21 protein-coding genes are annotated in these 24,005 nt (G+C 70.4%); 8 read left to right on the top strand and 13 right to left on the bottom strand.

Features of this window, described 5'->3' with window-relative positions:
* Positions 1 to 146: 146 nt before the first annotated feature.
* Positions 147 to 1,157, top strand: coding sequence for a DUF3558 domain-containing protein (locus H4W31_RS11955; protein WP_192766728.1), 1,011 nt, complete (start codon positions 147 to 149; stop codon positions 1,155 to 1,157).
* Here the strand turns inward: H4W31_RS11955 and H4W31_RS11950 are convergent.
* From H4W31_RS11950 to H4W31_RS11930, 5 genes are read right to left on the bottom strand one after another with little or no spacing between them, the layout of a single operon-like run.
* Positions 1,146 to 2,516 (bottom strand): AAA domain-containing protein, encoded by a 1,371-nt coding sequence (locus H4W31_RS11950; protein ID WP_192766727.1) that lies wholly within the window; start codon positions 2,514 to 2,516, stop codon positions 1,146 to 1,148. The genes H4W31_RS11955 and H4W31_RS11950 overlap by 12 nt on opposite strands.
* Positions 2,503 to 3,546 (bottom strand): virulence RhuM family protein, encoded by a 1,044-nt coding sequence (locus H4W31_RS11945; RefSeq protein WP_318783141.1) that lies wholly within the window; start codon positions 3,544 to 3,546, stop codon positions 2,503 to 2,505. Before H4W31_RS11945 ends, H4W31_RS11950 begins: the two co-directional genes overlap by 14 nt.
* Positions 3,543 to 5,060: a hypothetical protein gene (locus H4W31_RS11940; protein ID WP_192766726.1), complete on the bottom strand. Its 1,518-nt coding sequence runs from the start codon at positions 5,058 to 5,060 to the stop codon at positions 3,543 to 3,545. Before H4W31_RS11940 ends, H4W31_RS11945 begins: the two co-directional genes overlap by 4 nt.
* A 52-nt stretch (positions 5,061 to 5,112) precedes the next feature.
* Positions 5,113 to 6,276: a hypothetical protein gene (locus tag H4W31_RS11935; RefSeq protein ID WP_192766725.1), complete on the bottom strand. Its 1,164-nt coding sequence runs from the start codon at positions 6,274 to 6,276 to the stop codon at positions 5,113 to 5,115.
* Positions 6,273 to 7,118: a hypothetical protein gene (locus H4W31_RS11930; protein ID WP_192766724.1), complete on the bottom strand. Its 846-nt coding sequence runs from the start codon at positions 7,116 to 7,118 to the stop codon at positions 6,273 to 6,275. Before H4W31_RS11930 ends, H4W31_RS11935 begins: the two co-directional genes overlap by 4 nt.
* Before the next feature lie 89 nt (positions 7,119 to 7,207).
* On the opposite strand from H4W31_RS11930, the gene H4W31_RS11925 reads away from it, so the two are divergent.
* Positions 7,208 to 8,008: a permease-like cell division protein FtsX gene (locus H4W31_RS11925; protein ID WP_192766723.1), complete on the top strand. Its 801-nt coding sequence runs from the start codon at positions 7,208 to 7,210 to the stop codon at positions 8,006 to 8,008.
* A gap of 23 nt (positions 8,009 to 8,031) precedes the next feature.
* Here H4W31_RS11925 and H4W31_RS11920 read toward each other — a convergent pair whose 3' ends face one another.
* Entirely contained in the window at positions 8,032 to 10,866 is a 2,835-nt protein-coding gene (locus H4W31_RS11920) for an AfsR/SARP family transcriptional regulator (protein ID WP_192766722.1), read from the bottom strand.
* A 233-nt stretch (positions 10,867 to 11,099) separates the two neighbouring features.
* Here H4W31_RS11920 and H4W31_RS11915 point away from each other — a divergent pair, with 233 nt between their 5' ends.
* Positions 11,100 to 11,582, top strand: a complete 483-nt coding sequence (locus H4W31_RS11915) for a hypothetical protein (RefSeq protein ID WP_192766721.1) — start codon at positions 11,100 to 11,102, stop codon at positions 11,580 to 11,582.
* Positions 11,583 to 11,804: 222 nt separating this feature from the next.
* Here H4W31_RS11915 and H4W31_RS11910 read toward each other — a convergent pair whose 3' ends face one another.
* The 3 genes from H4W31_RS11910 to H4W31_RS11900 form a co-directional block, all read right to left on the bottom strand.
* A complete protein-coding gene (locus tag H4W31_RS11910) occupies positions 11,805 to 12,644 on the bottom strand; it encodes an alpha/beta fold hydrolase (protein WP_192766720.1) in 840 nt (279 codons plus the stop codon).
* Between the two features lie 81 nt (positions 12,645 to 12,725).
* Positions 12,726 to 13,472: a sugar phosphate isomerase/epimerase family protein gene (locus H4W31_RS11905; RefSeq protein WP_192772030.1), complete on the bottom strand. Its 747-nt coding sequence runs from the start codon at positions 13,470 to 13,472 to the stop codon at positions 12,726 to 12,728.
* 171 nt (positions 13,473 to 13,643) lie between these two features.
* Entirely contained in the window at positions 13,644 to 14,609 is a 966-nt protein-coding gene (locus H4W31_RS11900) for a Ppx/GppA phosphatase family protein (RefSeq protein WP_192766719.1), read from the bottom strand.
* Positions 14,610 to 14,686: 77 nt separating this feature from the next.
* Between H4W31_RS11900 and H4W31_RS11895 the strand changes: the two genes are divergently transcribed.
* The gene (locus tag H4W31_RS11895; RefSeq protein WP_404825706.1) at positions 14,687 to 15,586 is read left to right on the top strand and encodes a hypothetical protein; all 900 of its coding nucleotides are present in this window, start codon (positions 14,687 to 14,689) and stop codon (positions 15,584 to 15,586) included.
* Between the two features lie 27 nt (positions 15,587 to 15,613).
* On the opposite strand, the gene H4W31_RS11890 is transcribed toward H4W31_RS11895, so the two are convergent.
* Both H4W31_RS11890 and H4W31_RS11885 read right to left on the bottom strand, forming a co-directional pair.
* Positions 15,614 to 16,297, bottom strand: a complete 684-nt coding sequence (locus tag H4W31_RS11890; RefSeq protein WP_192766717.1) for a response regulator — start codon at positions 16,295 to 16,297, stop codon at positions 15,614 to 15,616.
* 35 nt (positions 16,298 to 16,332) lie between these two features.
* Positions 16,333 to 17,541, bottom strand: coding sequence for a sensor histidine kinase (locus H4W31_RS11885; RefSeq protein ID WP_404825705.1), 1,209 nt, complete (start codon positions 17,539 to 17,541; stop codon positions 16,333 to 16,335).
* 308 nt (positions 17,542 to 17,849) lie between these two features.
* Here H4W31_RS11885 and phoU point away from each other — a divergent pair, with 308 nt between their 5' ends.
* Positions 17,850 to 18,497 (top strand): phosphate signaling complex protein PhoU, encoded by a 648-nt coding sequence (gene phoU / locus H4W31_RS11880; RefSeq protein WP_192766715.1) that lies wholly within the window; start codon positions 17,850 to 17,852, stop codon positions 18,495 to 18,497.
* 66 nt (positions 18,498 to 18,563) lie between these two features.
* Here phoU and H4W31_RS11875 read toward each other — a convergent pair whose 3' ends face one another.
* On the bottom strand, positions 18,564 to 19,328 hold the full coding sequence (locus tag H4W31_RS11875; protein ID WP_318783140.1) for a phosphoglyceromutase: 765 nt from the start codon (positions 19,326 to 19,328) through the stop codon (positions 18,564 to 18,566).
* Positions 19,329 to 19,519: 191 nt separating this feature from the next.
* Here H4W31_RS11875 and H4W31_RS11870 point away from each other — a divergent pair, with 191 nt between their 5' ends.
* The 3 genes from H4W31_RS11870 to H4W31_RS11860 all read left to right on the top strand — a co-directional run bounded on the left by H4W31_RS11870 (position 19,520) and on the right by H4W31_RS11860 (position 22,357).
* The gene (locus H4W31_RS11870; protein ID WP_192766713.1) at positions 19,520 to 20,866 is read left to right on the top strand and encodes an MDR family MFS transporter; all 1,347 of its coding nucleotides are present in this window, start codon (positions 19,520 to 19,522) and stop codon (positions 20,864 to 20,866) included.
* A gap of 96 nt (positions 20,867 to 20,962) precedes the next feature.
* Positions 20,963 to 21,484, top strand: a complete 522-nt coding sequence (locus H4W31_RS11865; protein WP_192766712.1) for an ArsR/SmtB family transcription factor — start codon at positions 20,963 to 20,965, stop codon at positions 21,482 to 21,484.
* 33 nt (positions 21,485 to 21,517) lie between these two features.
* A complete protein-coding gene (locus tag H4W31_RS11860) occupies positions 21,518 to 22,357 on the top strand; it encodes a M23 family metallopeptidase (protein ID WP_192766711.1) in 840 nt (279 codons plus the stop codon).
* Between the two features lie 334 nt (positions 22,358 to 22,691).
* On the opposite strand, the gene H4W31_RS11855 is transcribed toward H4W31_RS11860, so the two are convergent.
* Positions 22,692 to 23,999, bottom strand: coding sequence for a hypothetical protein (locus H4W31_RS11855; protein ID WP_225945494.1), 1,308 nt, complete (start codon positions 23,997 to 23,999; stop codon positions 22,692 to 22,694).
* Positions 24,000 to 24,005: the final 6 nt, after the last annotated feature.

Raw genomic sequence — 24,005 nt, 5'->3', positions numbered from 1 at the left:
TGCCACAGGCACCGCACGCACCGGAGGCGAGATCGTCTGCTGGACGAGCACCAGACCTCCGTGACGATCCGCCCAGAACCCAGAATGGCGGTCGAAGTCGAGTCAAGATCACGGCCGCCATGAAAGACCGGGGTTAGCATCTAGCCATGATCAGTGCGCGTCGCCGTCGAGGAGCAGCTACGTCCCTGTGGCCGGTACTCGCGTCCGTGGTGTTGTTACTGGCTGGATGCACAACGGAATCTGCACCACCAGAACAGCCACCTCCTGCGTCCATTATCGCCACCGTCACGGTGCCACCCAGCAGCGGCATCACGATCACAGCCGAACAATTGTCAAACTCCGACCCCTGCGGATTACTGGACTCCCAGGTGCTCTCGAAGTTCGGTGATGCCGAAATCGAGATAGATTTCAGATTCACCGGCTGTAACGGCGAGATTTCCTCACCGGCGGGCGACCAGGTCCGTATCTCTGTCGGCTTTGACTTTGACCTTTCCAGCCTGTCCATGGCGCCGAGCATCCGTCACGGCGTGACCGTGTACAGAGACGGAGACCCGAACTGGTGCCGACGGTCCATCGTCGTCTCCCCCGCAGCGGCGATCAATCTAGCGGTGGCAGCGGACGCAGAATCCACTCGCTGCCAGGTTGCGGATGCCGTACTCGATGCGATGCTGCCGCAGCTGAGGCAAGGCCAGCTCACGCCAGCCAACCATCCGCCAAACTCCCTCGCTAAACTCGATGCCTGCCGACTACTGAACCACACCGAGACCCACGAGGTGCCCGGCATCGATCGAACGCAGGTATACCCGGGCTACAATGGCCACCATTGTACGTGGGGGAAAGAAACCGTCAGCGATCCCCACGTGTACGTGGCATTCAATCGAAGCTTTCCGCCTGAGGCGAAAAGCACCGGTGCGGTCGCCACCACAATCGCAGGGCGTCCAGCCGTCGTTGACCCATTCGCCGGCGGCGAGAACGACAGTTACCGAACTCTGCCGGACTGCAATGTCGAGTTCGCCTACCGGCCACTGGATCGCCCTAGTGGTGTGCGTACCGTCGAGCTGGTACATGTGGGCGTCAGTTTCGACGGACCAGAAAAAGCCAGGTGTGAGCTTGCCACCGCACTGGCGACCAAGGTCGCGGAGAGGCTACCGAGTTAGGTACGCCATCACCGCCTGGTTCGCCTCCCAGCCGTCCGGAAACCTGACCGGTACGTTCAAATGCACCGGCTCGGTCGACGGATGCGCGTCCAACAACTCGGCGATCCCCGCCCGCGCCACCACCACACACGCGTGTCGATGCCGAGACGTCAGCACGCACAACCGCCCCGCCTCCAGGTGAAACGCCGTAGCGTCCCGCCGCCCCGACAACGGATGCAGCACGATCGTCACGTCGTACTCCCGCCCCTGCAACCGGTTCGCCGTGTCGACAGTGATCCCCGCACCAACCGCCCCGAGCCGCGAGCGGATCGCCGCGACCTGGTCCCGATGGGCAGCCCCGATCGCGATCCGGTCAGCCGTCACTGCCACACCCCCCGGCGCCCGCTCCGACACCGCCACCGCGCCCCGCTCCAGCAGCCGCAACGCCAGCCGCGCACAGGCCGCCGCAGCCTCCCCATCCGTACGCAACGTGTGCCGAGCCGGCAGCTCGTACAGCGCCCACCCGGTCGACGCCGCCAACTCCAGCGCCTCGTCCTCCGCCCCACCCCCGAACCCAGTGGTAGTGAACGAAAGCGACCGCTGCGCGGCAGTCGTACCCGCCGAGAACCCGGTGAACGGATAGAACGCCTCCGCCACCACCGGAGCCGCCGACGCCGGCAGCCGCCACGACACCGGTAACCGGTGCACCGGCAGCTCCGGGTTGTGCCGCAACAGCGCCGCCACCGCAGACTGCATCGGATCCCAGGTCAGACCGGTCCACCGCCCGGTCTCCACAGTCGAGAACGGGTCGAGCTGCCCCGGATCACCCACGAACAACGCCCGGTCGAATCGCCCCGCCACCCGCAGCAGCGCATCGGACCGCATCTGGTACGCCTCGTCCACGATCGCCCACGGCCAGCGCCCCTCCGGCACCAGCGCCCACTTGGCGGCCGTACCGATGATCACGGAGGAACCACCGAGATCCGCGACCTTCGCCGCGACCCGGACCGTCGAGTAGTTCTTGATCCGCTCTGTCGCGGTGTACTCGTTCGCGGAGAGTCTCCCGATCGGCAGCTCCGGCTGGGCCTGGGCCAGCCGCCCGATCAGGTCGTCGACCTGCTCATTCGTCTGCGCGATGACGATAAGCGGCTCACCGGCCTCGGCCAGCTCCCCCGCCGCCCGCACCACCAGCGTCGACTTTCCCGCCCCGGGCGGCGAGTCGACGACAACCCCCCGATGCTCCCCACTGTGCAGGTCCGCCAGCACCTCGGCGATCACCCGCCCCGCCGCCTCCCCCGGCGGCAACACCAGCCCCGAACGACCGTCCCGGACCACTCGATCGACTGCCGATGGAGAAGTCAGGAAGTTACTGCTGCTCATCGTCGTCGGGCCCCTCGATCAATAGCCGGCGGGCTTCGGCCTCCAGCGCGGCGAACTCCTCAGCGGCCTCGCGATCCGCCTCCGCCAACTCCCGGGCTCGGCGCTGGGAGTCGAAGTCATCGAATCGCTCGTGAGCGATCTTCTGCATGTCGGTCTGCGAGATCCGGCCCGCGTTGCCAAGTACCTGGCGCTCGTTGAAGTCGAGGAAGCGGTCGGCCTGGGTCATCCACTCGGCCATCCGGATCTGCTGGCGTCGCCGGGTCCGATCCTCGGCGAAGTCGAGGAACATCGTGGTCAGCCGGTTCAGTTCGTCGATCTCGCTGCCGTTCAGGTAGTTCTTCGACACGGTCACGTCGCTCTTGCGTACCCGCGACCCACCCCAGTTGGTCAGGCCCATGTTCGGCGTCTCAGGGTCGGCGCGCGCCACGATCAACTCGGCTGCGGTGTGCCCGGTGACCGCGTAGACCAGCTTGTTCTGAATCGTGGCGAAGAACGTACGGGCCAGCTCGGTCGTACCGTCGTAGTCGACGCTGGTCTGGGCGAACAGGTCCCGTACCTTCTGGTAGAAACGCTTCTCCGACGCCCGGATGTCCCGGATCCGGGCGAGCAGCTCGTCGAAGTAGTCATGGCCACCGGGCTGCTTCAACCGCTCGTCGTTGAGCGCGAAGCCCTTGACCAGATACTCCCGCAGGACTGTCGTCGCCCACTGCCGGAACTGCACCGCCCGCGTCGACCTGACCCGGTAACCGATGGCCAGGATCATCTCCAGGTTGTAGACCTGCACGGTCCGCCGGACCTGCCGGGCACCCTCCTGGCGAACTATTTCCTGCGAGGAAATAGTTGCTTCGCCCTGTTCTCTGTCGGACAGGATCGAGGAGATGTGTTTGTTGATGTTGGGCACCTGAGTGTCAAAGAGCGTCGCGATCTCGGCCTGGGTGAGCCAGACCGTGCCGTCTACAGCCCGCAGTTGGATCTCCGTACGCCCATCGTCGGTGCGATAGACGATCATTTCGCCGGTCGGCTCGCTCACGACCACTCCTCCCCGGCCTCCTGGACCGTCGGCTCGGCGGCATCCTCGTACGCCGTCGGCGGCCCGCCATGCGTCCACGGCGTCTCGTCCCGCCCCGGGAACTCCCCCGGTGGCATGTACGAGTCGGAGAGCGTCGTGTAGCAGAGCCGGTCCCCCACCTCCGGCACGCTTCCCGGCGCCGGACTCAACGACCGTCCCAACCCACCCGACAGCTCCAGCACCACGTCCGTCTGGCCCGAGGATCCGTCCGGCGTCACGAACACCACCCGCGCCTTCTGCCCCGGCCGTGCCGGACAGAACATCGCCGCGCCCGGGGTGACCAGCACCGGATCAGCCGTCGTCACCTGGATCCGGGGCCGCAGCACCCGCCGCTTTCCGCTGTCGTCGATCCGGTTCGGCTGGGCCAACGTCACCTCGCCCACGAACGCTTCCCCGGTCAGCCGATGGTCGGCCATCACCAGCGGATCGTCGTACGCCCGCTGCACCGCGTACGACTGTAGGGCCCGTTCCATCCGGTGCAGCCGCTGTGCGGCGTTCACCGCCCCGTCCCGGCGCGGCTGCGGATACCCGCCCCCGTCGACGTACAGCACGAAGTTGCTGAACGCGTCCCGGTCCTCGGCCCAGCGCCCCTCCACCCGCGCCCCGGCCGGCAACTGTCGCAGCAACGCGATCGCCCGCCACATCAGCCGCCAGGTCGGCTCGATCTGGGCCCGCAACGCCTCTTCCAGTACGTCCCGAGCCCGAGCCTGCCGAGAAACGTCGCCGGCCGCTTCCTCGTACCCCTTGATGGCCCCGCCGAGGATCTCGTTGTCGAACGTCGGGTCGGTCGCCGGCCCGGCCGGTGGCCAGTTGACCGGGTCCTCGGCGGCGGCCGCCGCCTGCGCGCCCGTCATCCCGTCCGGCGGATCGATCCAGCCCAGCAGCGCCGCGAGCTGCGCGTCTTCCAGCCCGCTCTGCCCGGTCGCCCAGTGCATGCCCAGCGCCTCGGTCATCGACAGCAGCATCGAGGATCCGGGATGTTCGGCCCGATCGGCCAGGAACGTCAACCACTGCCCCAGCAGCGGTACCGAGTGGTGCACCGGATAGTCCCCGTCGGTACGCCGGAACCGGGTCGACCGCCCGAACAGCCGCACGAACCCGACCCCGGCCGAGTTCGGCACCAACACCTGCGGCGCGTCGACGTACCGGTAGCGGACCTCCTTGCCCCGGTTGGCCGACACCACCTCCGTCACGCCCCGGCAGCTCGCCAGGTACGGCAGCAGCACCTCGGCCAGCTCGGCCGCGAACCCGAACCGCTGGTCCCGGTTACGCGGCTGCGGCACGACCAGCAGTCTCGGGTTACCGGGATCGGTGCCGACCATCGCCGCCAGCGGCGCGTTCGCCTCGCCGGCCATGCTCAGCGGGATGAACACCAGCGGCCGGTCGGCGAGATGCAGGTGTCGTACCGTCGTGATCCGCTGCGCGACCCCGGCCACCACCGCCTCGGCCCGGGCCAGCGTCGTCAGTGTGCTCACTCCACCGCCCCGCGACGCGCGGCCCCGGCGCAGGTCCAGCCGACACGCGAGCTCACAACCCGACCCCGGCCATCAACTCCGCCCGCAGCCGCGCGGCGGACCGGAGCAGTGCCGCCGCCTCCGCCTGGTCCTCGGCCGGCGCCAGCTCGTCGTGGGCCAGCGCCAACGCGGTCTCGACCCGCTCGATCCCGCCCAGCTCCTCCCGGGCCGAGGTGCCGAGGGCGGCGGTACAGCCCTTCGCCTCGTTCCGGCAGAAATACGCCAGCTCGCAGACCGCGAGGCAGTCCGGCGCGTACCGGGCGTCGACCGCGTGCAGCGCGTCGACGATCGCGTCCGGGGCCCGGGTCGGCACCCCGGCCGCGTCCGGCGCCAGGTCGAAGCTCAGGTTCGCCGGCAGGGCGGCCAGCATCTGGTCGACCTTCGTCATCCGGCCGAGCTGCCGCCGCAACACCGACAACTGCTTGCGTACGTCGACCAGCACCGCCGTCGGCTGGTTGGAGAAGTCACGCGGGCAGACCAGCACCACGTCATGCGACACGATCGTCGGGTCGTACCCAGATTCGGCCAGCATCTCCCGCATCGCCAGTACGTAGACGGCGGCCTGGATCGCCGCCGCCGACACCTTGCTCGGATCGGCCTGCCCGTCCACCACCGCGAACGACTTGATCTCGACGACGTGGAACCGGCCCTCGTGCTGGAACGCGATCAGATCCGGCTCAAGATAGACCCGCTGACCCGCCACCTCCAGCCCGAGCAGCGGATGGTCGAAGAGCGTGCCGGCGCCGGAGTCCCCGGAGGCGGCCCGGGTCAGCAGGGCGCGCGAGCGGGCGTACCGGACCTCGGGGCTCTCCTTGTCCCGACCGGTCACCGACTCCAGGTCGTCGTACGCCACCTCCGGGATCGGCAACCCGAGCCGTTCCCGCAACAGGCTCAACAGATCGGCGCAGCCGTTCGCCTTCACCTGCGCCTCGAACGCGTTGCCCCGGGCGAGGGCGAACTGCGACTGCCCGAACCGGGACGGAAAGTCGATGTACGCCGCCAGCCGCTGCTTGTCCACCCCCGCACCGTCCAGCACGGCCCGCCGGGCACAGCCCGGATTTCTGGTCAGCGCGGCGATGGTTCGGGCGTTGTGCCGGGTCGGCCGGACCCCGCCCCGGATCTCGGCCAGCCGCTGGGCGGTGCCGTCGCTCGTACCGATGATGCTCGTGCTCGTCATGCCGTCTTCCCCTCGAGCGTCCGCAGCGGGCTGCCGAAGAGCTGCTGCACGTTGTCGAGCTGCCGGCGGGCCCGATCGGCGGCCGATGCCCGCTGCGCCTGGTCGGCGTCGGCGTGCACCTCGCGTTCGGCCTCGGCGGCCCTGATCACCACCGCAGGATCCACTGTGTCATGTCCGGCAACCCCTGACCGGGAGCTGGTGGCACCGGGAATGTTCGTGGCGAACCGCCACAGCAGCCGGCTCACCGTCGCGACGCTGCCGTCCGGCACCGAGCCGGCCCGCTCCGCGAGCCGGGCCGCCGCGGTCAGGAAGTCGACCCGTGGACTGAGCGGGCCGACGATCCGCCGTTCCAGCGGCCAGGTGGAGACCGCGACCAGGCCGCGCGCCGGCGCCAGGTGCTCGGCCGTCAACGCGGAACAGAGATAGTACGGCCGCGCGTACGGCGCCGTCTCGAACGAGCGCTTCTCGTCCCGGCGCAAATGGGTGAGCTTGTTGGCGCCCAGGCTCGTCGCCGTTCCACCGAAGAACGCGGCGTGCACCTCGGCGACCAGTCTCGGCGCGGCCGGTACCGAGAGCAGGATGAGCGCGTGGTGCACCTGCTCGCGTACCGGCACCAACGACCCGCCGGCCAACTGTTCCGAACTCTCCGAACTCTCCGAACTCTCGACGGAATCGGACTCGTCGGTCAGCTCGGCGATGGCCTGCTCCCACACCCGCTCGGCGGTACGCAGCTCGGCCCGCAGAGCCCTGGTACGCGCGCCGTCCCGAGCCACTACGGAACGCCGGACCTCCGCCCGCAGGGCGTCAATCCGACGTTCGAGCATTTCCATGGACTCGGCCACGGGAAGGAATGGTACAAGTTCCAGTATTCTCCAGCAATCACCCGCTCACCGCCCGGTCGACTGGACACCGCGAACTAGGCTCCGGATCCGTGCGCAGAGCAGCTTCACTACTGGTCCTGGGAATACTGCTGACCGTCGGCCTGGCCGGCTCCGCTTCCCCGGCCCACCTGGTGGACACACCCATCGCGGTCTTCCTGATGGCCGACGCGACCGAGCAGCAGAAGCAGGCGGTCGAGGCGAGGCTGCGCGCCGTACCGGGCATGGCGGACGTCGTATTCGAGTCGAGCGAGGAGGCGTACGCGCGGTACATGGAGATGGTGAAGGACATCCCGGACGCGCCGAAGGACGTCGAGGTCGATCAGCTTCCGGAGTCCTTCCGGCTGATCCTGCGCAACCGTGCCGCCTTCGACCGTGCCGTCGCCGGCCCACTCCGCGCCGAGCTACGCCTGCTGCCTGGCGTGGACGACATCGTCTACCTCGGCATGCCGAAGCACACGTCGGTCAGCCAGTGCGTTACCGATCTCCCGGCCGTGCCCAGCCCGCCAGGACTACCGGACACACTGGACCGGCTCGAAGTGCGGGTCTTCCTCGGCGCCAACCTCGGCGACGCCGAGCGACAGGCGATCGAGGCGAGGCTGCGTGCCGTACCGGGTGCCGCCGGAGTCCGGCTGGAGACCCGCGAGCAGGCCGCCGAACGGTTCCGTGAGCTGTTCAAGGACGTGCCCGAGCTGGTCGGACTGGGCAGGCCGGAGTTGCTCAACGAGTCGTTCCTGCTTCGGCTGGCCGACGAGGACGCCCTCGGCCGCGCCGCCGATGCCGACCTCGACACCGAGCTGTGCCGACTGCCCGGGGTCGACCAGGTACACATTCCACCGAAGCGCCTGCGATAGCGGGGTCGGCGGTCCCGCCACGGTCATCCGGGCTCGGTGGCCGGTACCGCGACCTGGTCGAGATCCTTGAGCTTGACCCGGACGGCCTCCGCGTCGGGGTGGTCGAGGTCGGTGAGGATGTCCAGCGCCTCGGTCCAGACGGTACGGGCGGCGGCGGGATCACCGGCGGCCTGGTGGGTTTCGCCGAGACGGTCCAGGACATCGGCCACGTTGTACCGATGCCCGAGATCACGCAGCAGCGAGAGCGCCCGCCGAAAGCAGTCGACCGCCTGGGCATGGTGGCCGAGATGGTGATGGGCGTAGCCGAGACTGTCCAAGGTGCTTGCCTGTCCATGGCCGTCGCCGACCTCCTCGAACAGGACGAGCGCCTGCTCGCAGGCGGTAAGGGCCTGGGCGTGGTCGCCGAGCTGGGCGGCACACCAGCCGACCGAGTTGAGGGCGTGCCCCTGTCCTGGCCGGTGCCCGGCGGCCCGGTGCAGGGCGAGGGCCTGCTGGCTGTGGTCGAGCGCCTGGTCGTACCGGTCCTGCCGCTGCAACAGGTAGCCGAGGTTGTAGTGGGTGAACGCCTGTCCGCTCAGGTCACCGGCCCGGGTGTACAGGTCCAGGGCGTGCTGGAGGTGGGTGTGCGCGGCATCGTGCCGGCCGAGTTGGGTGTCGGCATAGGCGAGACGGCGGCGGGCGAAGGCCCGTGCCGGGTCGGGCAGGCGGCCGGCGGCGTGCAGGGCGCCCTGCCAGGCGGCGGCCTGGTCGTGCCACTGTCCCCGCCGGTCGAGGAAGGTGTTGAGTGCCCAGGCGAGTTGCCAGGCGTGCGCGTCGGACCCGGTCTCGGCGGCGTACCTGACAACGGCCACCAGGACCGGGTACTCGGTGCTGAGCCAGGCCATCGCCTGCTGGTGGTCGGTGGGATCCGCGGGGCTGGCGCCCGTCGCCGGCGGGATGAGCGGCACCGGGATCGGGTCGCGCGTCGGGTGCAGAAGCCGATCGGCGGCGTGGGCGGTATGGGTGTAGTGGTCGAGGACCCGCCGGATGGCCCCGAGACGATCGTGCTCGGATTCGGCGCTGTGGCCGAGTTCGGCGGCATAGGCGCGGAGCAGATCGTGACAGGTGTACCGGCCCGGGACGGGTTCGGCCAGGAGGTTGGCCCGGGTCAACTCGCCCAGCAGCCGGCGGGTCTCGGGCACGGGATGGCCGGCGAGGCTGGCCGCGGCCGGTGTGCCGATGTCCGGGCCGGGATGCAGCCCCAGCAGCCGGAACAATCGGGCGGCAGGCGGGCTCAGCGCGGTGACGGACCAGGAGAACACCGCCCGCACCTGGCTGACCGGATCGCCGGCGTCGAGGGCGTCGAGCTGTCGACCGGCCTCGCTCAGCTCGCCCGCGAGAGTGGCCAGCGGAAAGCTGGACTGTTGGGCACGGGCTGCGGCGATGCTCAGTGCGAGCGGCAGTCGGGCGCAGGCAGCGATGATCTGCCGGACGACGTCCGGCTCGGCGGCGATCCGCTGCGCGCCAAGTCGGTACGTCAGCAGGTCCCGGGCCTCGGCCGGGGACAGGATGTCGAGGATGAGCGGGCGGGCGCCGTCGACGGCGAGCAGCGGGGTGAGCTGGTTGCGGCTGGTCACCACGGCCAGCGCGGTGGGGGTGGCCGGTAGCAGCGGGCGGACCTGCTCCGCGTCACGGGCATTGTCGAGTACGACCAGGACCCGCTTGTCGGCGAGCAGGCTGCGGTAGAGCGCCACCTGGGCGTCCAACGCCGCCGGAACGCGCCCGGGTGGTACGCCGAGGGCGTCGAGGAAGCCGCGGACCGCGTCGACCGGTGCCATCATCCGCCGGTCCGGGTCGAACCCGCGAAGGTTCACATAGAGCTGCCCGTCGGGAAACTCCCTGGCGACGAGGTGCGCCCAGTGCACCGCCAGCGCCGTCTTGCCCACCCCGGCGGTCCCGGACACCGCGGAGATCACCACGGCCGTCTGCGCCGCCCCGGACCGTCGCGTCAACAGGGCATCGAGTTCCGCGAGATGCCCGGCTCGGCCGGTGAAGCCTGGCACGTCGGCGGGTAACTGGCGCGGTATCACCGGTGCCCCGGCGCCCGGCCGGGTGGCGGCGGCAGGATCGCGGAGGGGATCCAGTTCACCGCGCAGGATCGCCTGGTGCATCGCCCGCAGGTCGGGCCCGGGGTCGACGCCGAGTTCGTCGGCGAGGTGTCGGCGGACGGTGGCGTAGTGCTCCAGGGCCTCGGCGGGCCCGCCGGCGGCGTACAGCGCCTGCATCAGCGCCGCGGCAAGGGACTCCACCAGGGGGTGTTCGCCGGTCAGCTCCCTGAGCGTGGCGATTACGGCGCCGGGGTCACCGAACCGCACCTCGGTGTGGGCCCAGGCCACGACCGTGTCGAGGTATTCCCGACGCCACCGCTCACGGGTCCGCGCCGCCCACGACCCGGTCAACCCGCCCAGCGGATCACCGCGCCACAGCTCGACCGCCTCCCGCAGCAACGCGGCCCGTTCGACGTCGCCGCACCGCGCGACGCGAGCCTGGCCGACCAACCGGCGCATCCGGTGGACATCGATCCGGTCCGGGTCGACGTCGAGTACGTAGCCACCGGAGCGGCGCACCACCGTCGGCGGCGTACCGGCCGGTGCGGCACCCTCCAGCAGCCGTCGGATCCGGGTGATGTGCGCGTGCAACGTCCGACGGGCGCCCGGCGGGACCTGCTCCCAGACCCGGTCCATCAACATCTCCGTGGTCACCGCCCGGCCCACGTCGGCGGCGAGCGCGGCCAGGACGTGCCGCTGCTGGCGGGGCCCGACGTCGAGGGTCCGACCGTTGCCGCACACCTGCACCGGCCCCAGCACCTGAATCTGCAAGACGCTCCCTCGAACCGGTGGCCCGGCGCCGCCACTTCCGCGGCCTCGCCCAACGACCTACAACAATCCGTCAACCATCCACCCCATCATGCCGAAGCACGCTGAGGAAGCCCGGCCCGCCGACCCAGACAACCCTGTGCCGCTCGCCGGGTCACGGCCACACCACGCACTGCGGACGTCTCGATCAAACCGCTCCATCGTGTCCGGAGTGCACCATCGACAAGGGAGTGTCAATGAAGAAACGTATGCTGCTGCTGTCCGGCGCGGCGATGATCGCCATGAGTCTCAGCGGCCAGACGGCCGCCGCGGCGGCGGCCACACCGGCCCCGGCCACCCCGGTCGTGACCAAGACCAAGGTGTCCGCGCCGTCGGCAGCCCCGGCGTCGTCGGCCGCCCCGGCCGCGTCCTGCCCCGTCGTCCGGTACGGCTACACCGGTAACGCCATGTGCTACACGTGGGCGATGGACGTCGACTGGTACGGCGACGGCCGCCGGCTGGAGACGTTTCTCGTCGCGCCGAACCGCACCGTCTGGCACGCCTGGCCGGGAAGTGGCGGCTGGCGCCTCATGCCGGGCAACAAGACGGCCGACGACATGGAGAACGCCTGGTGGAGTGGCACCACCCGGAACATCTCGGTCTGGGTCAACCACCCCACCGTGTTCTGGTGCATCAGTGACCCGGGCAGCGGCTGGACCGGGGTGTGGCGGGACTGCTGACCGCCGCCCGCGGTGTTGATGGGTCCCCGACCTGGTGACCTGAACCTGGCGTGACGACCAGCGTCGGAACGGTCGGACCATCGGCCCGCCCGACCACGGCCGCACCCGCCCTGGGGGGGCCGGACGGCGGAGCTTCCGGTGGTGAGATGTCCTGCACCGACAGGCTCGCCACCGGGGCTCCGCCGCCTGCGGTCCCGGGCGCCGGACCCTTCCCCGGACTCGTCAGTCGGCCCGGACCAGCCACTCCAGCATTGCCGGGGTGGCATCGAAATGGCCGGCGTGTCCGACGTCGGCCCGGGTGGCCAATGTGGCGCCCGGAATCCGTGCCGCCAGCCACCTGCCGTGGCCGACCGGTACGGCCTCGTCCAACTCGCCGTGCCACAGCCGCACCTGCCGGCTGATCGTCGAGGGGTCGAAGCCCCACGGCAGGCCGAACAGGGCGCGGGTGTCGTCGACCCAGCCGGCGATCCCCGGCCGTATCGCCTCGGCGAACGCCGTACGGACCATCTCGCCGATCTCCGGCCGGGCGAGGATCGCCTGGTCGTTGGCGGGCAGCAGCGACGGCGCGCTCGCCGACGCGGACTTGCCGAGATGCGCCGTGAGCGCCTCGACGCCCCGGATCGCCTCGGCGGCACTGGCCCGGTTGCCGGCCCCCATCCCGGCCGTCCAGTCCAGCCCGTCGGCGTCCCGGGGGGCGAGGCCGGCCAGCGTGGCCACCCTGACCACCCGATCCGGGTAACGGGCGGTGAAGGCCAGCGCGTGGGGCCCACCGCCGGAGACCCCGAAGATCGGGAACCGGGTCAGTCCCAGTGTGTCGGCGATGGCCGCGATGTCGTCGGCGGCGTCGACGACCCGCCGCCCGGGTTGCGGGGTGGAGTAGCCGAAGCCCGGCCGGTCGTACGTGATCAGCCGAATCCCGAGTCGCCCGAAGAGATCCGGGTCGGGGTACCGGGCGAGCCGGCTCATCGGGCTGCCACAGACGTAGAGGACCGGCGTGCCATCCGGCTCGCCCCACTCCTCGACCGCCAACACCCGACCGTCGCCGCTGATCACCTTCTGCATGGCCGCAAAGCTAGCGGCCACCGCAACCGGGACCTAGACGCTGTGAGCGAACACAGTGCCTGGCAGCGCCGGGTAGACGGCTCAGCGCGGCGAGTGCGCGTCGACCGGGGTCGGCGCGGCCAGGTGCTGACGGGCGAACTCCAACGCCTCCCGCAGGTCGTCCTCCCGGTCGGCCCGGCTCTTCGCCCGGCGGGTGGAGACCTCCACCGCCACCGACCCGGTGAAGCCCCGACCGGACAGCGAGGCCAGCAGTTCCGCGCAGGGCTGGGTGCCCCGGCCGGGCACCAGGTGCTCGTCCCGGCCCTCGCCGGTGCCGTCCCCGAGGTGTACGTGGGCCAGCCCGGCCCCCATCTGGTCGGCCATCTCCAGCGAGTCGCTGTGCGAGGCGGCGCAGTGCGACAGGTCCAGGGTGTAGGCGTCGTACCCGGTGTCGGTCGGATTCCACCCCGGCATGTACGGGACGAACTCCCGCCCCGCCATCCTGACCGGGTACATGTTCTCGACCGCGAACCGGACTCCGGGGTGCTCACCGGCCAGTTCGCCGATTCCGTCGGCAAACGTCCGGGCGTAGTCACGTTGCCAGGTGAACGGCGGGTGCACCACCACCGTCGGCGCCCCCAGCGACTCGGCCAGCACCGCCGACCGGCGCAGCCGCTCCCACGGGTCGGAACTCCAGACCCGCTGGGTGACCAGCAGACAGGGCGAGTGCACCGAGAGCACCGGTACGCCGTAGTGCGCCGCGAGTCCGCGCAACGCCCCGGCGTCCTGGCTCACCGCGTCGGTCCAGACCATCACCTCGACACCGTCGTAGCCGAGCGCCGCCGCCATCTCGAAGGCGGCCGCCGTCGGCTCGGGAAAGACCGAGGAACTGGACAGCAGTACGCGGGTGGTCACGTCCTCAGGGTAGCCCGGCCGGGAAAATCCCACCCGGTACAGGCCGCCCCGGCACGCTCATCCGGTAGCTGAACTCCCAGCTCAGCGCGGCTGAGCCAGGGAAAGTCAGACCGGCTCCCGCGGGCCCTGTGCCGGCTCCAGCAGGTCCAGCCGGCGCAGGATCACGCCCTCCCGCAGGGCCCACGGGCAGATGTCCAGCGTCTCCACCCCGAACCGGCGCATCACCGCCTCGGCCACGATCGCCCCGGCCAGCAACTGGTGGGCCCGGCGGGCGCTGACCCCTTCCAGCTCGGCGAGTTTGCTCGGCGGAATGTGCCGGATGAAGCCGATCACCTGCCGCAGCCCGGTCTGGGACAGGCTGCGCCGGGCCCAGAGCCCGTCGGACGAGGGCGCCGCCCCGGCCAGCCGGGCCAGGGTCCGGAACGTCTTGCTGGTGGCGGCGACCCGGTCCCAGCCGACCTCGGCCATCTCGTCCACCACCGCGTCGAGCATGTCCTCGACGTACTCCGCCAGTTTCGCCACCGCCGTCGCCGACGGGGTGTGGTTGCTGTCCGGACCGATGTGCAGCCAGTCCCGGGTCAGCCGGCCGGCGCCGAGCGGCAGCGACTGGGCGAACTCGGGCTCCTCGTCGATCCCGGCCGCCATCTCCAGCGAGCCACCGCCGATGTCGAGCACCAGCAGCCGACCGGCGGACCAGCCGAACCACCGGCGTACGGCGAGGAACGTCATCCGGGCCTCGTCGGCGCCGGTGAGCACCTGGAGCCGTACCCCTGTCTCGGTCCGGACCCGGGCCAGCACCTGCTGCGCGTTCGTGGCGTCCCGGACGGCGGAGGTGGCGAACGCCAGCACGTCGTCGGCGGTCAGTCGGGCCGCCGCCATCTTCGCCTCGGTCACCGCCGCGACCAGCGCGTCCGCGCCCGCCGTGGTCACCGCGCCGTCCCGGCCGATCTGCTCGGCCAACCGGAGTACGGCCTTTTCCGAGTGGGCCGGCCACGGATGGGCGCCGTGGTGCGCGTCCACCACCAGAAGGTGCACCGTGTTGGAACCGACATCAAGCACGCCGAGTCGCATGGGAAAGACACTAGACGCAGGTCGTGGGGCGATAGCGGGCGTAGGCTGGCCGGGTGGCAGCACGCAACCAGCTCCGGATCCTGGTGGACGACCCCGACGACCCCCGCAGCCGGGAGGTCCCGCTCGACTTTCCTCGGGAGTGGATCGAGTTCACCGACCCGGCCGATCCCGAGCACCTGATCCGCGCCGACCTGACCTGGCTGCTGTCCCGCTGGACCTGTGTCTTCGGCCAGGCCTGCCACGGCATCATCGCCGGTCGGGCCGCCGACGGCTGCTGCTCGCACGGCGCCTTCTTCACCGACGCCGACGACGAGAAGCGGGTCCGGGCGGCGGTCAAACTGCTCACCCCGCAGACCTGGCAGCACTACCGGCGCGGCTTCAAGAACTACACCGAGGTGGACTCGGTCGACGGCGAGACGCCGGCCCGGCGTACGGCCACCCAGTCCGAGGAGGGGCCCTGTGTCTTCCTCAACGACGCGAACTTCGCCGGTGGCGGCGGCTGTGCGCTGCACGCCCAGGCGTTGCGCGACGGCGTACATCCGCTGGAGTACAAGCCGGACGTCTGCTGGCAGCTTCCGGTACGCCGCGACCAGGACTGGGTGAAGCGGCCGGACGACACGAAGGTGCTGGTCTCCACGCTGGGCGAGTTCGACCGGCGCGGCTGGGGCGCGGGCGGGCACGACCTCGACTGGTGGTGCACCTCGTCACCGGAGGCGCACGTCGGCACCGAGCCGATGTACCTGTCGTACTCCCCGGAGCTGACAGCGCTGATCGGCAAGGCCGCGTACGCGAAACTGGCCGAGATGTGCGTCGAGCGCGAGCGGCGCGGCCTGGTCGCGATGCATCCGGCGACCGCCGGAGCCGATCCGGTGCTGACCACCGGTCCGCAGGAGGGTGGCCGGGAACCGGCCAGCCCGAAGGCCGCCGCCGCCGGCCGCCGCCCGGCCCCGCAACGCAGCCGGGGCGCCAACCTCTGATCCGCGCCGGTCGGCGGGTGGGCCGGCCTACGGCTCGAACTTGTAGCCCAGGCCCCGGACGGTGACGATGAACCGGGGCGTCGACGGCTCCGGCTCGACCTTCGACCGCAACCGCTTGACGTGTACGTCCAGCGTCTTGGTGTCGCCGACGTAGTCCGCGCCCCAGACCCGGTCGATCAACTGTCCCCGGGTCAGCACCCGCCCGGCGTTCCGGAGCAGCAGCTCCAGCAGCTCGAACTCCTTGAGCGGAAGCTGTACGGCCGCACCGTCCACGGTCACCACGTGCCGTTCGATGTCCATCCGTACCGGCCCGGCGGCCAGGGTCGGGGTACCCGGCTCGACGGTCTCGTTGCCCCGCCGCCGCAGTACGGCCCGGACCCGGGCGACCAGCTCGCGCGGCGAGTACGGCTTGGTGACGTAGTCGTCGGCGCCGATCTCCAGCCCGACCACCTTGTCGATCTCGCTGTCCCGGGCGGTGACCATGATGATCGGCACCTGGGAACGCTGGCGGAGCTGACGGCACACCTCGGTGCCGGACATCTCCGGCAGCATCAGGTCGAGCAGCACGATGTCCGCGCCGGTGCGGTCGAACTCGGTCAACGCGGCGGTGCCGGTCGCCGCCGCCGAGACCTCGAACCCTTCCTTACGCAGCAGGTAGGAGAGGGCGTCGGAGAACGACTCCTCGTCCTCGACCACGAGTACGCGGGCCACGGACTTTCCTTTCTCTGTCGGTACGGTCGGAAGCACTATCCGAACGCACCGGTTTCGATCTCAACTGAGGGGGCTGGCGGTAGGAAGGCGTCCGGTGGACGGGCGGGGAGCCGGAGGGTGAACGTCGAGCCACCTCCAAGAGTGCTGGAAACCTCTACCCGACCGCCATGGTTGGTGGCGATGTGTTTGACGATCGCCAGTCCGAGTCCGGTCCCACCGGTCTGCCGGGACCGGGCCTGATCGGCCCGGTAGAACCGTTCGAAGATCCGGTCCACGTCGTCCGGGGCGATCCCGATGCCCTGGTCGGCGACGGAGATCTCGATGTGTTCGGCGCTGCTCCGGACGGTCACCGTCACCTGGGTCTGTTCGCCGGAGTAGGCGATCGCGTTCTCCACCAGGTTGCTGACGGCGGTGGCCATCTGGCTGTCGCTGCCGTAGACGGTCAGGTCGCGTTCGCCCTCGACGACGACGGCGACCTCGCGGGCCGAGGCGGCGGTACGGGTCCGGTCCAGCACCTCGGCGGTGACCCAGTCCAGCGAGACCGGGTCCGGGGCCGGCAGCGGCTCGGCACCCTGCAACCGGGTGAGTTCGAGCAGTTCGTTGACGAGTTTGCCGAGCCGGGTGGACTCGTGCTGGATCCGTACGGCGAATCGGCGGGCGGCCATCACGTCCTCGGACGGGTCGAGTACGCCGTTTCCGGGGCTCTGCTCGGTGGCGTCCAGCAGCGCCTCGGCGAGCAGTTGCAGCGCGCCGATCGGCGTCTTCAACTCGTGGCTGACGTTGGCGACGAAGTCCCGGCGTACCCGGGCGACCCGGTGCGACTCGGTGACGTCGGCCGCCTCGACGGCGATGTACCCGGAGCCCAGTCCCATCGCCCGCAGGTGCACGCCGAGCGGGTCGGACATTCCGCCCTCGCGTCCGCGCGGCAGGTCCAGCTCCACCTCCCGGCGTACGCCGGTACGACGTACCTGGCCGGCCAGGGTGCGGATGATCGGATGCGCGGCGACCGTACCCGGGGTGGCGCCGACCCGGAGCAGGCCCATCGCCCGCGCGGCCGGATTCACCAATACCGGAACATCGTGGGCATCGAGGACAACCACCCCTACCCGGAGCGAATCAAGACTCTTCCGGCCGAGTCCGGGCAGCCCGGCGGCCATCTCGTCGTTGGCGATCGCCGGCCTCCTGTTGCCTAGTACGCCGCCTCGTCCGGAGGCGACGCCACCCGACCTGAACCACCCGGCGATCCGAGAACGGAGCGGACCGAGGGCCAGGCCGAGGCCAAGCCCTGCGAGCACACCCACGACCACCCCCCACTCCACGCGGCGATCGTAGGGTCATCGTTAACCTATCGACCAGGCAAAATTGGGCGAATCACGCTCACAACCAGGAATGTTCACCCACCGGTCCAGTGCCGTTCACCGCTGTTCACCCCGGCGCCGCCGGATCGCCCTACCGTGGGCGGCACCCGACCATCCGTACCGCCGCAGTCGGTCCGCCGGACGGCACCCGTACGGCTACCCCCCGACCACGGCGAACCCAGCAGGACGTGATCATGCGCGAGGAATTCCGGATCGACCTGAACATCGTGAGCCAGTTGCTGGTGGACATGGCGGAGGCGGTCCGCGCCGCCATGCGCCAGGCCACCCGGGCACTGCTCACCGCCGACCGGAACGCCGCCGAGGACGTGATCGCCCGGGACGCGGAGGTCGACTCCCTCTACCGGCAGATCGAGGAGCGGGTCTGCGACCTGCTGGCCCGGCAGGCCCCGGTCGCCTCCGACCTGCGGGCCCTGATCACCGCGCTACACGTCGCCGCCGACCTGGAACGGATGGGTGATCTCGCCGACCACGTGGCGAAGACCGCCGTACGCCGGCACCCGTCGCCCGCCGTACCGGCCGAACTGCGCCCGGTGTTCACCGAGATGGCCACCGTCGCGGACCGGATCGCCAACAAGATCGCCACGGTGCTCTCCAAGCCCGACGCCACCCTCGCGGCCGAGCTGGAGCAGGACGACGACGCCATGGACGACCTGCACAAGGACCTCTTCGCGCTGCTGCTCGCCGACGACTGGCCGTACGGCGTCGAAACGGCGATCGACGGCACCCTCCTCGGCCGCTTCTACGAGCGGTACGCCGACCACGCCGTCAACGCCGGCCGCCGCGTCGTCTACCTGGTGACCGGCGAAACCGTCACCGACTGAAGTGCAAGGAAGGGCCCCTTCTTATCGTTTTCTGTAGAAGAAGGGGCCCTTCCTAACACCTCTGAGCTAGCGGCCCTGGTTGGCGACCGCGGCGGCGGCCTCCTTGGCAGCATCGGGGTCGAGGTAGGCGCCGCCGGTCACCAGCGGACGCATCGACCGGTCGAGGTCGTAGCGCAGCGGGATGCCGGTCGGGATGTTGAGCTTGGCGATCGCCTCGTCGGAGACGCCGTCGAGGTGCTTGACCAGGGCCCGCAGCGAGTTGCCGTGCGCGGCGACCAGTACGGTCCGGCCGGCCAGGACGTCCGGGACGATCGAGTCGAACCAGTACGGCAGCATCCGGTCGACGACGTCCTTCAGGCACTCCGTCTTCGGCATCAGCTCGGGCGGGAGCAGGGCGTAGCGCGGGTCACCGGCCTGGGACCACTCGTCGCCGTCCGCGATGGGTGGCGGCGGAGTGTCGTACGACCGGCGCCAGAGCATGAACTGCTCCTCGCCGTACTCGGCCAGGGTCTGCTTCTTGTCCTTGCCCTGTAGGGCGCCGTAGTGCCGCTCGTTGAGCCGCCAGGACCGGCGTACCGCGATCCACTGCCGGTCGGCGGCGTTCAGGGCCAGTTCGGCGGTACGGATCGCCCGGCGCAGCACGCTGGTGTGCAGTACGTCGGGCAGCAGGTCGTGCTCGCGCAGCAGCTCGCCGCCGCGCCGGGCCTGGCTCTCGCCCTTGGCCGTGAGGTCCACGTCGACCCAGCCGGTGAAGAGATTCTTGGCGTTCCAGTCGCTTTCGCCGTGTCGGAGCAGCACCAACGTGCCCACCGCGGCTCCCTCGCCCGCCACCGTGGATCCTTCCGGCCCAGTCCTCGTGCTCGCAGTCATGCGCATCATCCTGCCGGAACCGCCGAGCAGGCATGCGGCGACCCAGGGTGACGACCGACACGTGGAAAAACGGATGACCGGGCGGGACCCGGCCGACTAGCTTCGTAAGGAATCCAAGAACAAATGGTCATTACCGGACGGGGGGCGGCCGGGTGCGGACGGTCCGAGATTGGTTCCAGGACACCGCTGGTGGACTACCCAGGACGTTCTGGTACCTCTGGACCGGCACCCTGATCAACCGCGTCGGCTCGTTCGTGATCATCTTCCTGGCGATCTACCTCACCGAGGTACGCGGATTCGACGAGTTGCAGGCCGGGCTGGTGCTCGGTCTCTGGGGAGCCGGCGGCGCGGCCGGCACGCTCACCGGCGGGGTCCTCGCCGACCGCTGGGGACGCCGCCCCACCCTGCTCACCGCCCACCTGGGCGCGGCCACGATGATGCTGGCCCTCGGGTTCGCCCGGGACCTGTGGATGGTCGCGCTCGGGGCGCTGCTGCTCGGGATGTTCGCCGAGGCGGCCCGACCGGCCTTCTCCGCGATGATGATCGACGTCGTGCCGGAGCGGGACCGGCTGCGCGCCTTCACCCTCAACTACTGGGCGATCAACCTTGGCTTCGCCTGCGCGGCGGCCCTCGCCGGACTGGCCGCCGAGGCCGGCTACCTGCTGCTCTTCGTCGTCGACGCGGCGACCACCCTGGCCACCGCCGCGGTCATCTTCCTGAAGGTCGGCGAGACCCGATCGGTCCGCGCCGGCCGGCACCCCCAGGCCCGGCCGGAGACCCCGCTGGCCGCTCCGCATCGGGGCGGCCTGCGTACGGCCCTGACCGATCGGGTCTTCATCGGCTTCGTGGGCCTGAACATCCTGCTCGCGCTGGTCTTCATGCAGCACGTCTCGATGCTGCCGATCGCGATGAGCCAGGACGGGCTGTCGCCGTCGACGTTCGGCGCGGTGATCGCGGTCAACGGGGTACTGATCGTGGCCGGGCAGCTCTTCGTACCCCGACTGATCCGGGGGCGTAGCCGGTCCCACGTACTGGCCCTGGCCGCGCTGATCGTCGGCGTCGGCTTCGGCCTGACCGCGTTCGCGGACGCCGCCTGGTTCTACGCGCTGACGGTCATCGTCTGGACGCTCGGCGAGATGTTGAACTCGCCGTCCAACTCGACCCTGATCGCCGAACTGTCGCCGTCGGCACTGCGTGGCCGGTACCAGGGGGTCTTCTCGCTCTCCTGGTCGGTGGCGACGTTCGCCGCCCCGATCTCCGGCGGCTTCGTCCGGGAGCGGCTCGGCGACTCGGCGCTCTGGTTCGGCTGCGCGGCCATCGCCGGCGTGGCGGCGCTGGCCCACCTCTTCTCCGGGCCCGCCAGGGAACGCCGGGCGGCCGAACTCCGTACGCCCCCGGCCGGTCCGGCGCTGGCGAGCACCGCCCTGACCAGTACCGCCTTGACCAGTACCGGCGCCGGCAGCGGCAGCCCGGGCACCGGCACCGCTGCCGCCACCTGACTCCGGTACCGGCACCCGACTCCACCATTTGGGCTGCGGCAGCGCGGCCGGGTCATTGGGTTGACCCGATCTTACGTAATTACGTAAACTCGAAACATGACCTTGGAGGAGCGGGTAGCGGCGCTGGAACGCCGGCTCGACACCCTGGCGGAACAGGGCGGCCGGGACGGGGATCCGGGCGGCCGACGCCCCACGGACGGCGACTTCTGGGCCCTGGAGGGCCTGAAGGCGCAACTCGCCGAGCACGGTGCCGCGCAGGGTGGCGTGCTCTTCACCGGCTCGGTCCGGCTACCCACCCACGACCGCTACGACTGGCAGTACGCCCTGCCGACGGAGGCACTTCTCGACGTCGAGGAGCGTTGGACGGAGGCGGCGGAATCCTTCGCCGCACTCGGCCATCCGGTCCGGATGCGGCTGCTCCGCGAGATTCTGGCCGGCCGCCGCACGGTCGCCGAACTGACCGCGCTCGACGGCATCGGCACCACCGGGCAGGCGTACCACCATCTTCGGCAGTTGACCGCCGCCGGCTGGCTGCACAACCCGGGCCGGGCCCGTTACGAGGTACCCCCGGGCCGGGTGGTTCCGCTGCTGGTGGCGCTGGCCGCCGCCCGCCCCTGACCCCCCCGCACATCGCGACCGAAGGAGAATCCCATGCTCAAGACGCTGATGATCCTGCACCGCTGTTGCTGGGTGGCGTTCCTGGCAATCCTCGTGACCGGGTTCTTCCTCGACTTCTCGTCGCTCTGGGGTTGGCTGGCGATCGCGGTCGCCATCGCCACCCGATTCGTCATGGGCCGACTGCTCAGGCCGTCCGCCGAGGAGACCGCCAATCCTCCGGCACCGGTCGAGGTGCGACCGCCGGTCACCGGCCGCTGGTCCGCGCTGAACAGCCCGGCGACCAAGGTGCCGAGTCACGGCCTTCGGGCCTACGGCCAGGCGTACGCGATCGACGTGCTCGCGGAGCCGGAAGGCGGGACCCGGCCGGCCTTCGGCTGGTGGCCGCTGGCCCGGCGCAACCGGGACTTCCCGGCGTTCGGGGCGCCGCTGCTGGCGGTCGCCGACGGCACCGTGGTCCGCGCCGTCGACCGGAACCGCGACCATCTGAGCCGCAACTCGTACCCGGCGCTGCTGTACCTCGCCTTCGAGGCACTGTTCCGGGAGATCGCCGGCCCCGGCCAGATTCTCGGCAACCATCTGATTCTGGATCTCGGCAACGGCACGTACGCCGGCTACGCCCATCTGCGCCGGGGTTCGCTACTCGTCGGTAAGGGAGATCGGGTCCGAGCCGGGCAACCGGTGGCCCGGTGCGGAAACTCGGGCAACTCCACCGAGCCGCACGTGCACTTCCAGCTGATGGACAATCCGGATCTGGACGTGGCCCGGGGAATTCCGTTCACCTGGCGCGGCCTCGGCGTACCGGCCAACGGCGAGGTCTTCTCGGTCGACCCGGTACACACCGAGGAGCCAGAACGGGCCGGGGTCACCCGGTAGAAAGAAAGGACCGGCGGCGGCGGGCGACGTTCACCCCCGTAAACGTCGCCCGCACACACCGCCGGTTACAGGTGACGACGCCGTCCCCCAACGGCTCATGCGCCACCCGTCCCCCTGCGCCGCCGCTCGGTGCACGAATCTGTTCGATCCGCCGTTCCCCCGAACGTTTCCGAGCGTGGCGCGTGCAATAACGTTAGTTGTCGCCGGATCAGCCACACAACCCGGTATCTCTGTCTCGCCGATCACACCGGGTGAGAGCGGTCGATCTCCAGCGCCTCGTCTAACACAACCACCCTGAGGTGCGGAGACATTCCCACTCACCCCGCCGACGCTCTCACCCATCCTCGCGATCCGGCGATTCGGTACGGAAGAAGTTGCTCTGCCGTCCGTCGGAAAGCTGCTCCTGGTAAATGAAGTTCAGCCCGCGCAGGTCGAACGTGTGGAACCACTCGTCCCAGCTAACCGGCTTCAGTCGTCCGCCTTCCCGCCAACCGGGGAAGTCAAACGTCAGTACGCCGAGTCGACCTTCGCGCTCGGTGCCCTCGATTGTCGCCGGTTGGGCGTTTCGGCCCTCGGCCCAGCGCCGGATGACGTCGTGTTCCCGGGTCACCAGGCTCCGCCCCGGCCGCTCGGGCTGATCCTGCGGCGAGGAGATCGGCTGGGCGTACTTCAGGGACTTGGACTGCCCGCTGCCGCCGCCTCCGGTCGACGCGGCCTTTCGCGCTCCGCCCGAGGATCGTGCCCCGCCGGTGGCCTTCGCCGTCTTCGTGGCGCTCCGGGCGGCGCCGCTCTTCTTCGCCGGAGCCGTCGCACTCTTGCGCGCGGATGCCGTGGAGCTCTTGCGCGCCGGAGCCGTGGAGCTCTTGCGCGCGGCAGCCGTCGTGCTCTTGCCGGCTGCGGTGGCCTTCCGAGCGGAGGTACCGGTAGTACCCGCGCTCGCCCCCGCCGCCTTCCGGACCGTGGCGGTGGTCGTCCGGCTCGACCCGGTGCTCTTCCGGGCCGCGGTGGTGCTCTTCCGGGCTCCGGTCGCACGGGTCCCCGACGTCTTCCGAGCCGCGCTGGCGGTCGTCTTGCGCGTTCCGGTGGCCCGGCCCCCGGGCGCCTTTCGGGCCGGCGCGGTGCTGGACTTGCGCGCTCCGGTCGTCTTGCGCGCGGCCGTGGTGCTCTTGCGCGTCCCGGTCGCCTTCCGGACCGACGCGGTGGCCGTCCTACGCGCCCCGGTCGTCTTGCGCGCGGCCGCCACGGTCTTCCGGGCCGGCGCCTTCTTCGCGGCGGCCGTCCTGGCCGGGGCCTTCTTCGCCGTGGCCTTCTTGGCCGGCGCCTTCTTGGCCGTGGCCTTCTTGGCCGGCGCCCGCTTGGACGCCGACGCGCTGGTCCGCTTGGACGCCGACGCGCTCACCCGTTTGGATGCCGACGCGCTGGTCCGCTTGGACGCCGACGCGCTCACCCGCTTGGTCGGCGACGCGTTCGCCCTCTTGCCGGCGGTGCCGCCTCGGCTCTCCGCCCGTAGGGTCCGGACCAGGCTCTTCACCAGGTCCATCTTGCGAAGCGCGGATATGCCCGAAATGCCGCGCTTGCGGAGCTGCCCCCGGATGTCGTCGGCCTTCATGGAGCCGATCTTTCCCTCGTCGACCTCGCCCATACTGCT

Origin of the sequence: Plantactinospora soyae (assembly GCF_014874095.1) — a bacterium.
Lineage (GTDB): Bacteria > Actinomycetota > Actinomycetes > Mycobacteriales > Micromonosporaceae > Plantactinospora > Plantactinospora soyae.
This window is presented reverse-complemented; position numbering and strand designations above follow the sequence as displayed.

Excerpts from the sequence above, each read along its gene's own strand:
- H4W31_RS11910 (WP_192766720.1), bottom strand. The coding sequence starts at position 12,644 with ATGCAGAAGGTGATCAGCGGCGACGGTCGGGTGTTGGCGGTCGAGGAG.
- H4W31_RS11935 (WP_192766725.1), bottom strand. The coding sequence starts at position 6,276 with ATGACGAGCACGAGCATCATCGGTACGAGCGACGGCACCGCCCAGCGG.
- H4W31_RS11955 (WP_192766728.1), top strand. The coding sequence starts at position 147 with ATGATCAGTGCGCGTCGCCGTCGAGGAGCAGCTACGTCCCTGTGGCCG.
- phoU (WP_192766715.1), top strand. The coding sequence starts at position 17,850 with ATGCGCGAGGAATTCCGGATCGACCTGAACATCGTGAGCCAGTTGCTG.
- H4W31_RS11860 (WP_192766711.1), top strand. The coding sequence starts at position 21,518 with ATGCTCAAGACGCTGATGATCCTGCACCGCTGTTGCTGGGTGGCGTTC.
- H4W31_RS11950 (WP_192766727.1), bottom strand. The coding sequence starts at position 2,516 with ATGAGCAGCAGTAACTTCCTGACTTCTCCATCGGCAGTCGATCGAGTG.
- H4W31_RS11855 (WP_225945494.1), bottom strand. The coding sequence starts at position 23,999 with ATGGGCGAGGTCGACGAGGGAAAGATCGGCTCCATGAAGGCCGACGAC.
- H4W31_RS11900 (WP_192766719.1), bottom strand. The coding sequence starts at position 14,609 with ATGCGACTCGGCGTGCTTGATGTCGGTTCCAACACGGTGCACCTTCTG.
- H4W31_RS11905 (WP_192772030.1), bottom strand. The coding sequence starts at position 13,472 with ATGGCGGCGGCGCTCGGCTACGACGGTGTCGAGGTGATGGTCTGGACC.
- H4W31_RS11865 (WP_192766712.1), top strand. The coding sequence starts at position 20,963 with ATGACCTTGGAGGAGCGGGTAGCGGCGCTGGAACGCCGGCTCGACACC.
- H4W31_RS11915 (WP_192766721.1), top strand. The coding sequence starts at position 11,100 with ATGAAGAAACGTATGCTGCTGCTGTCCGGCGCGGCGATGATCGCCATG.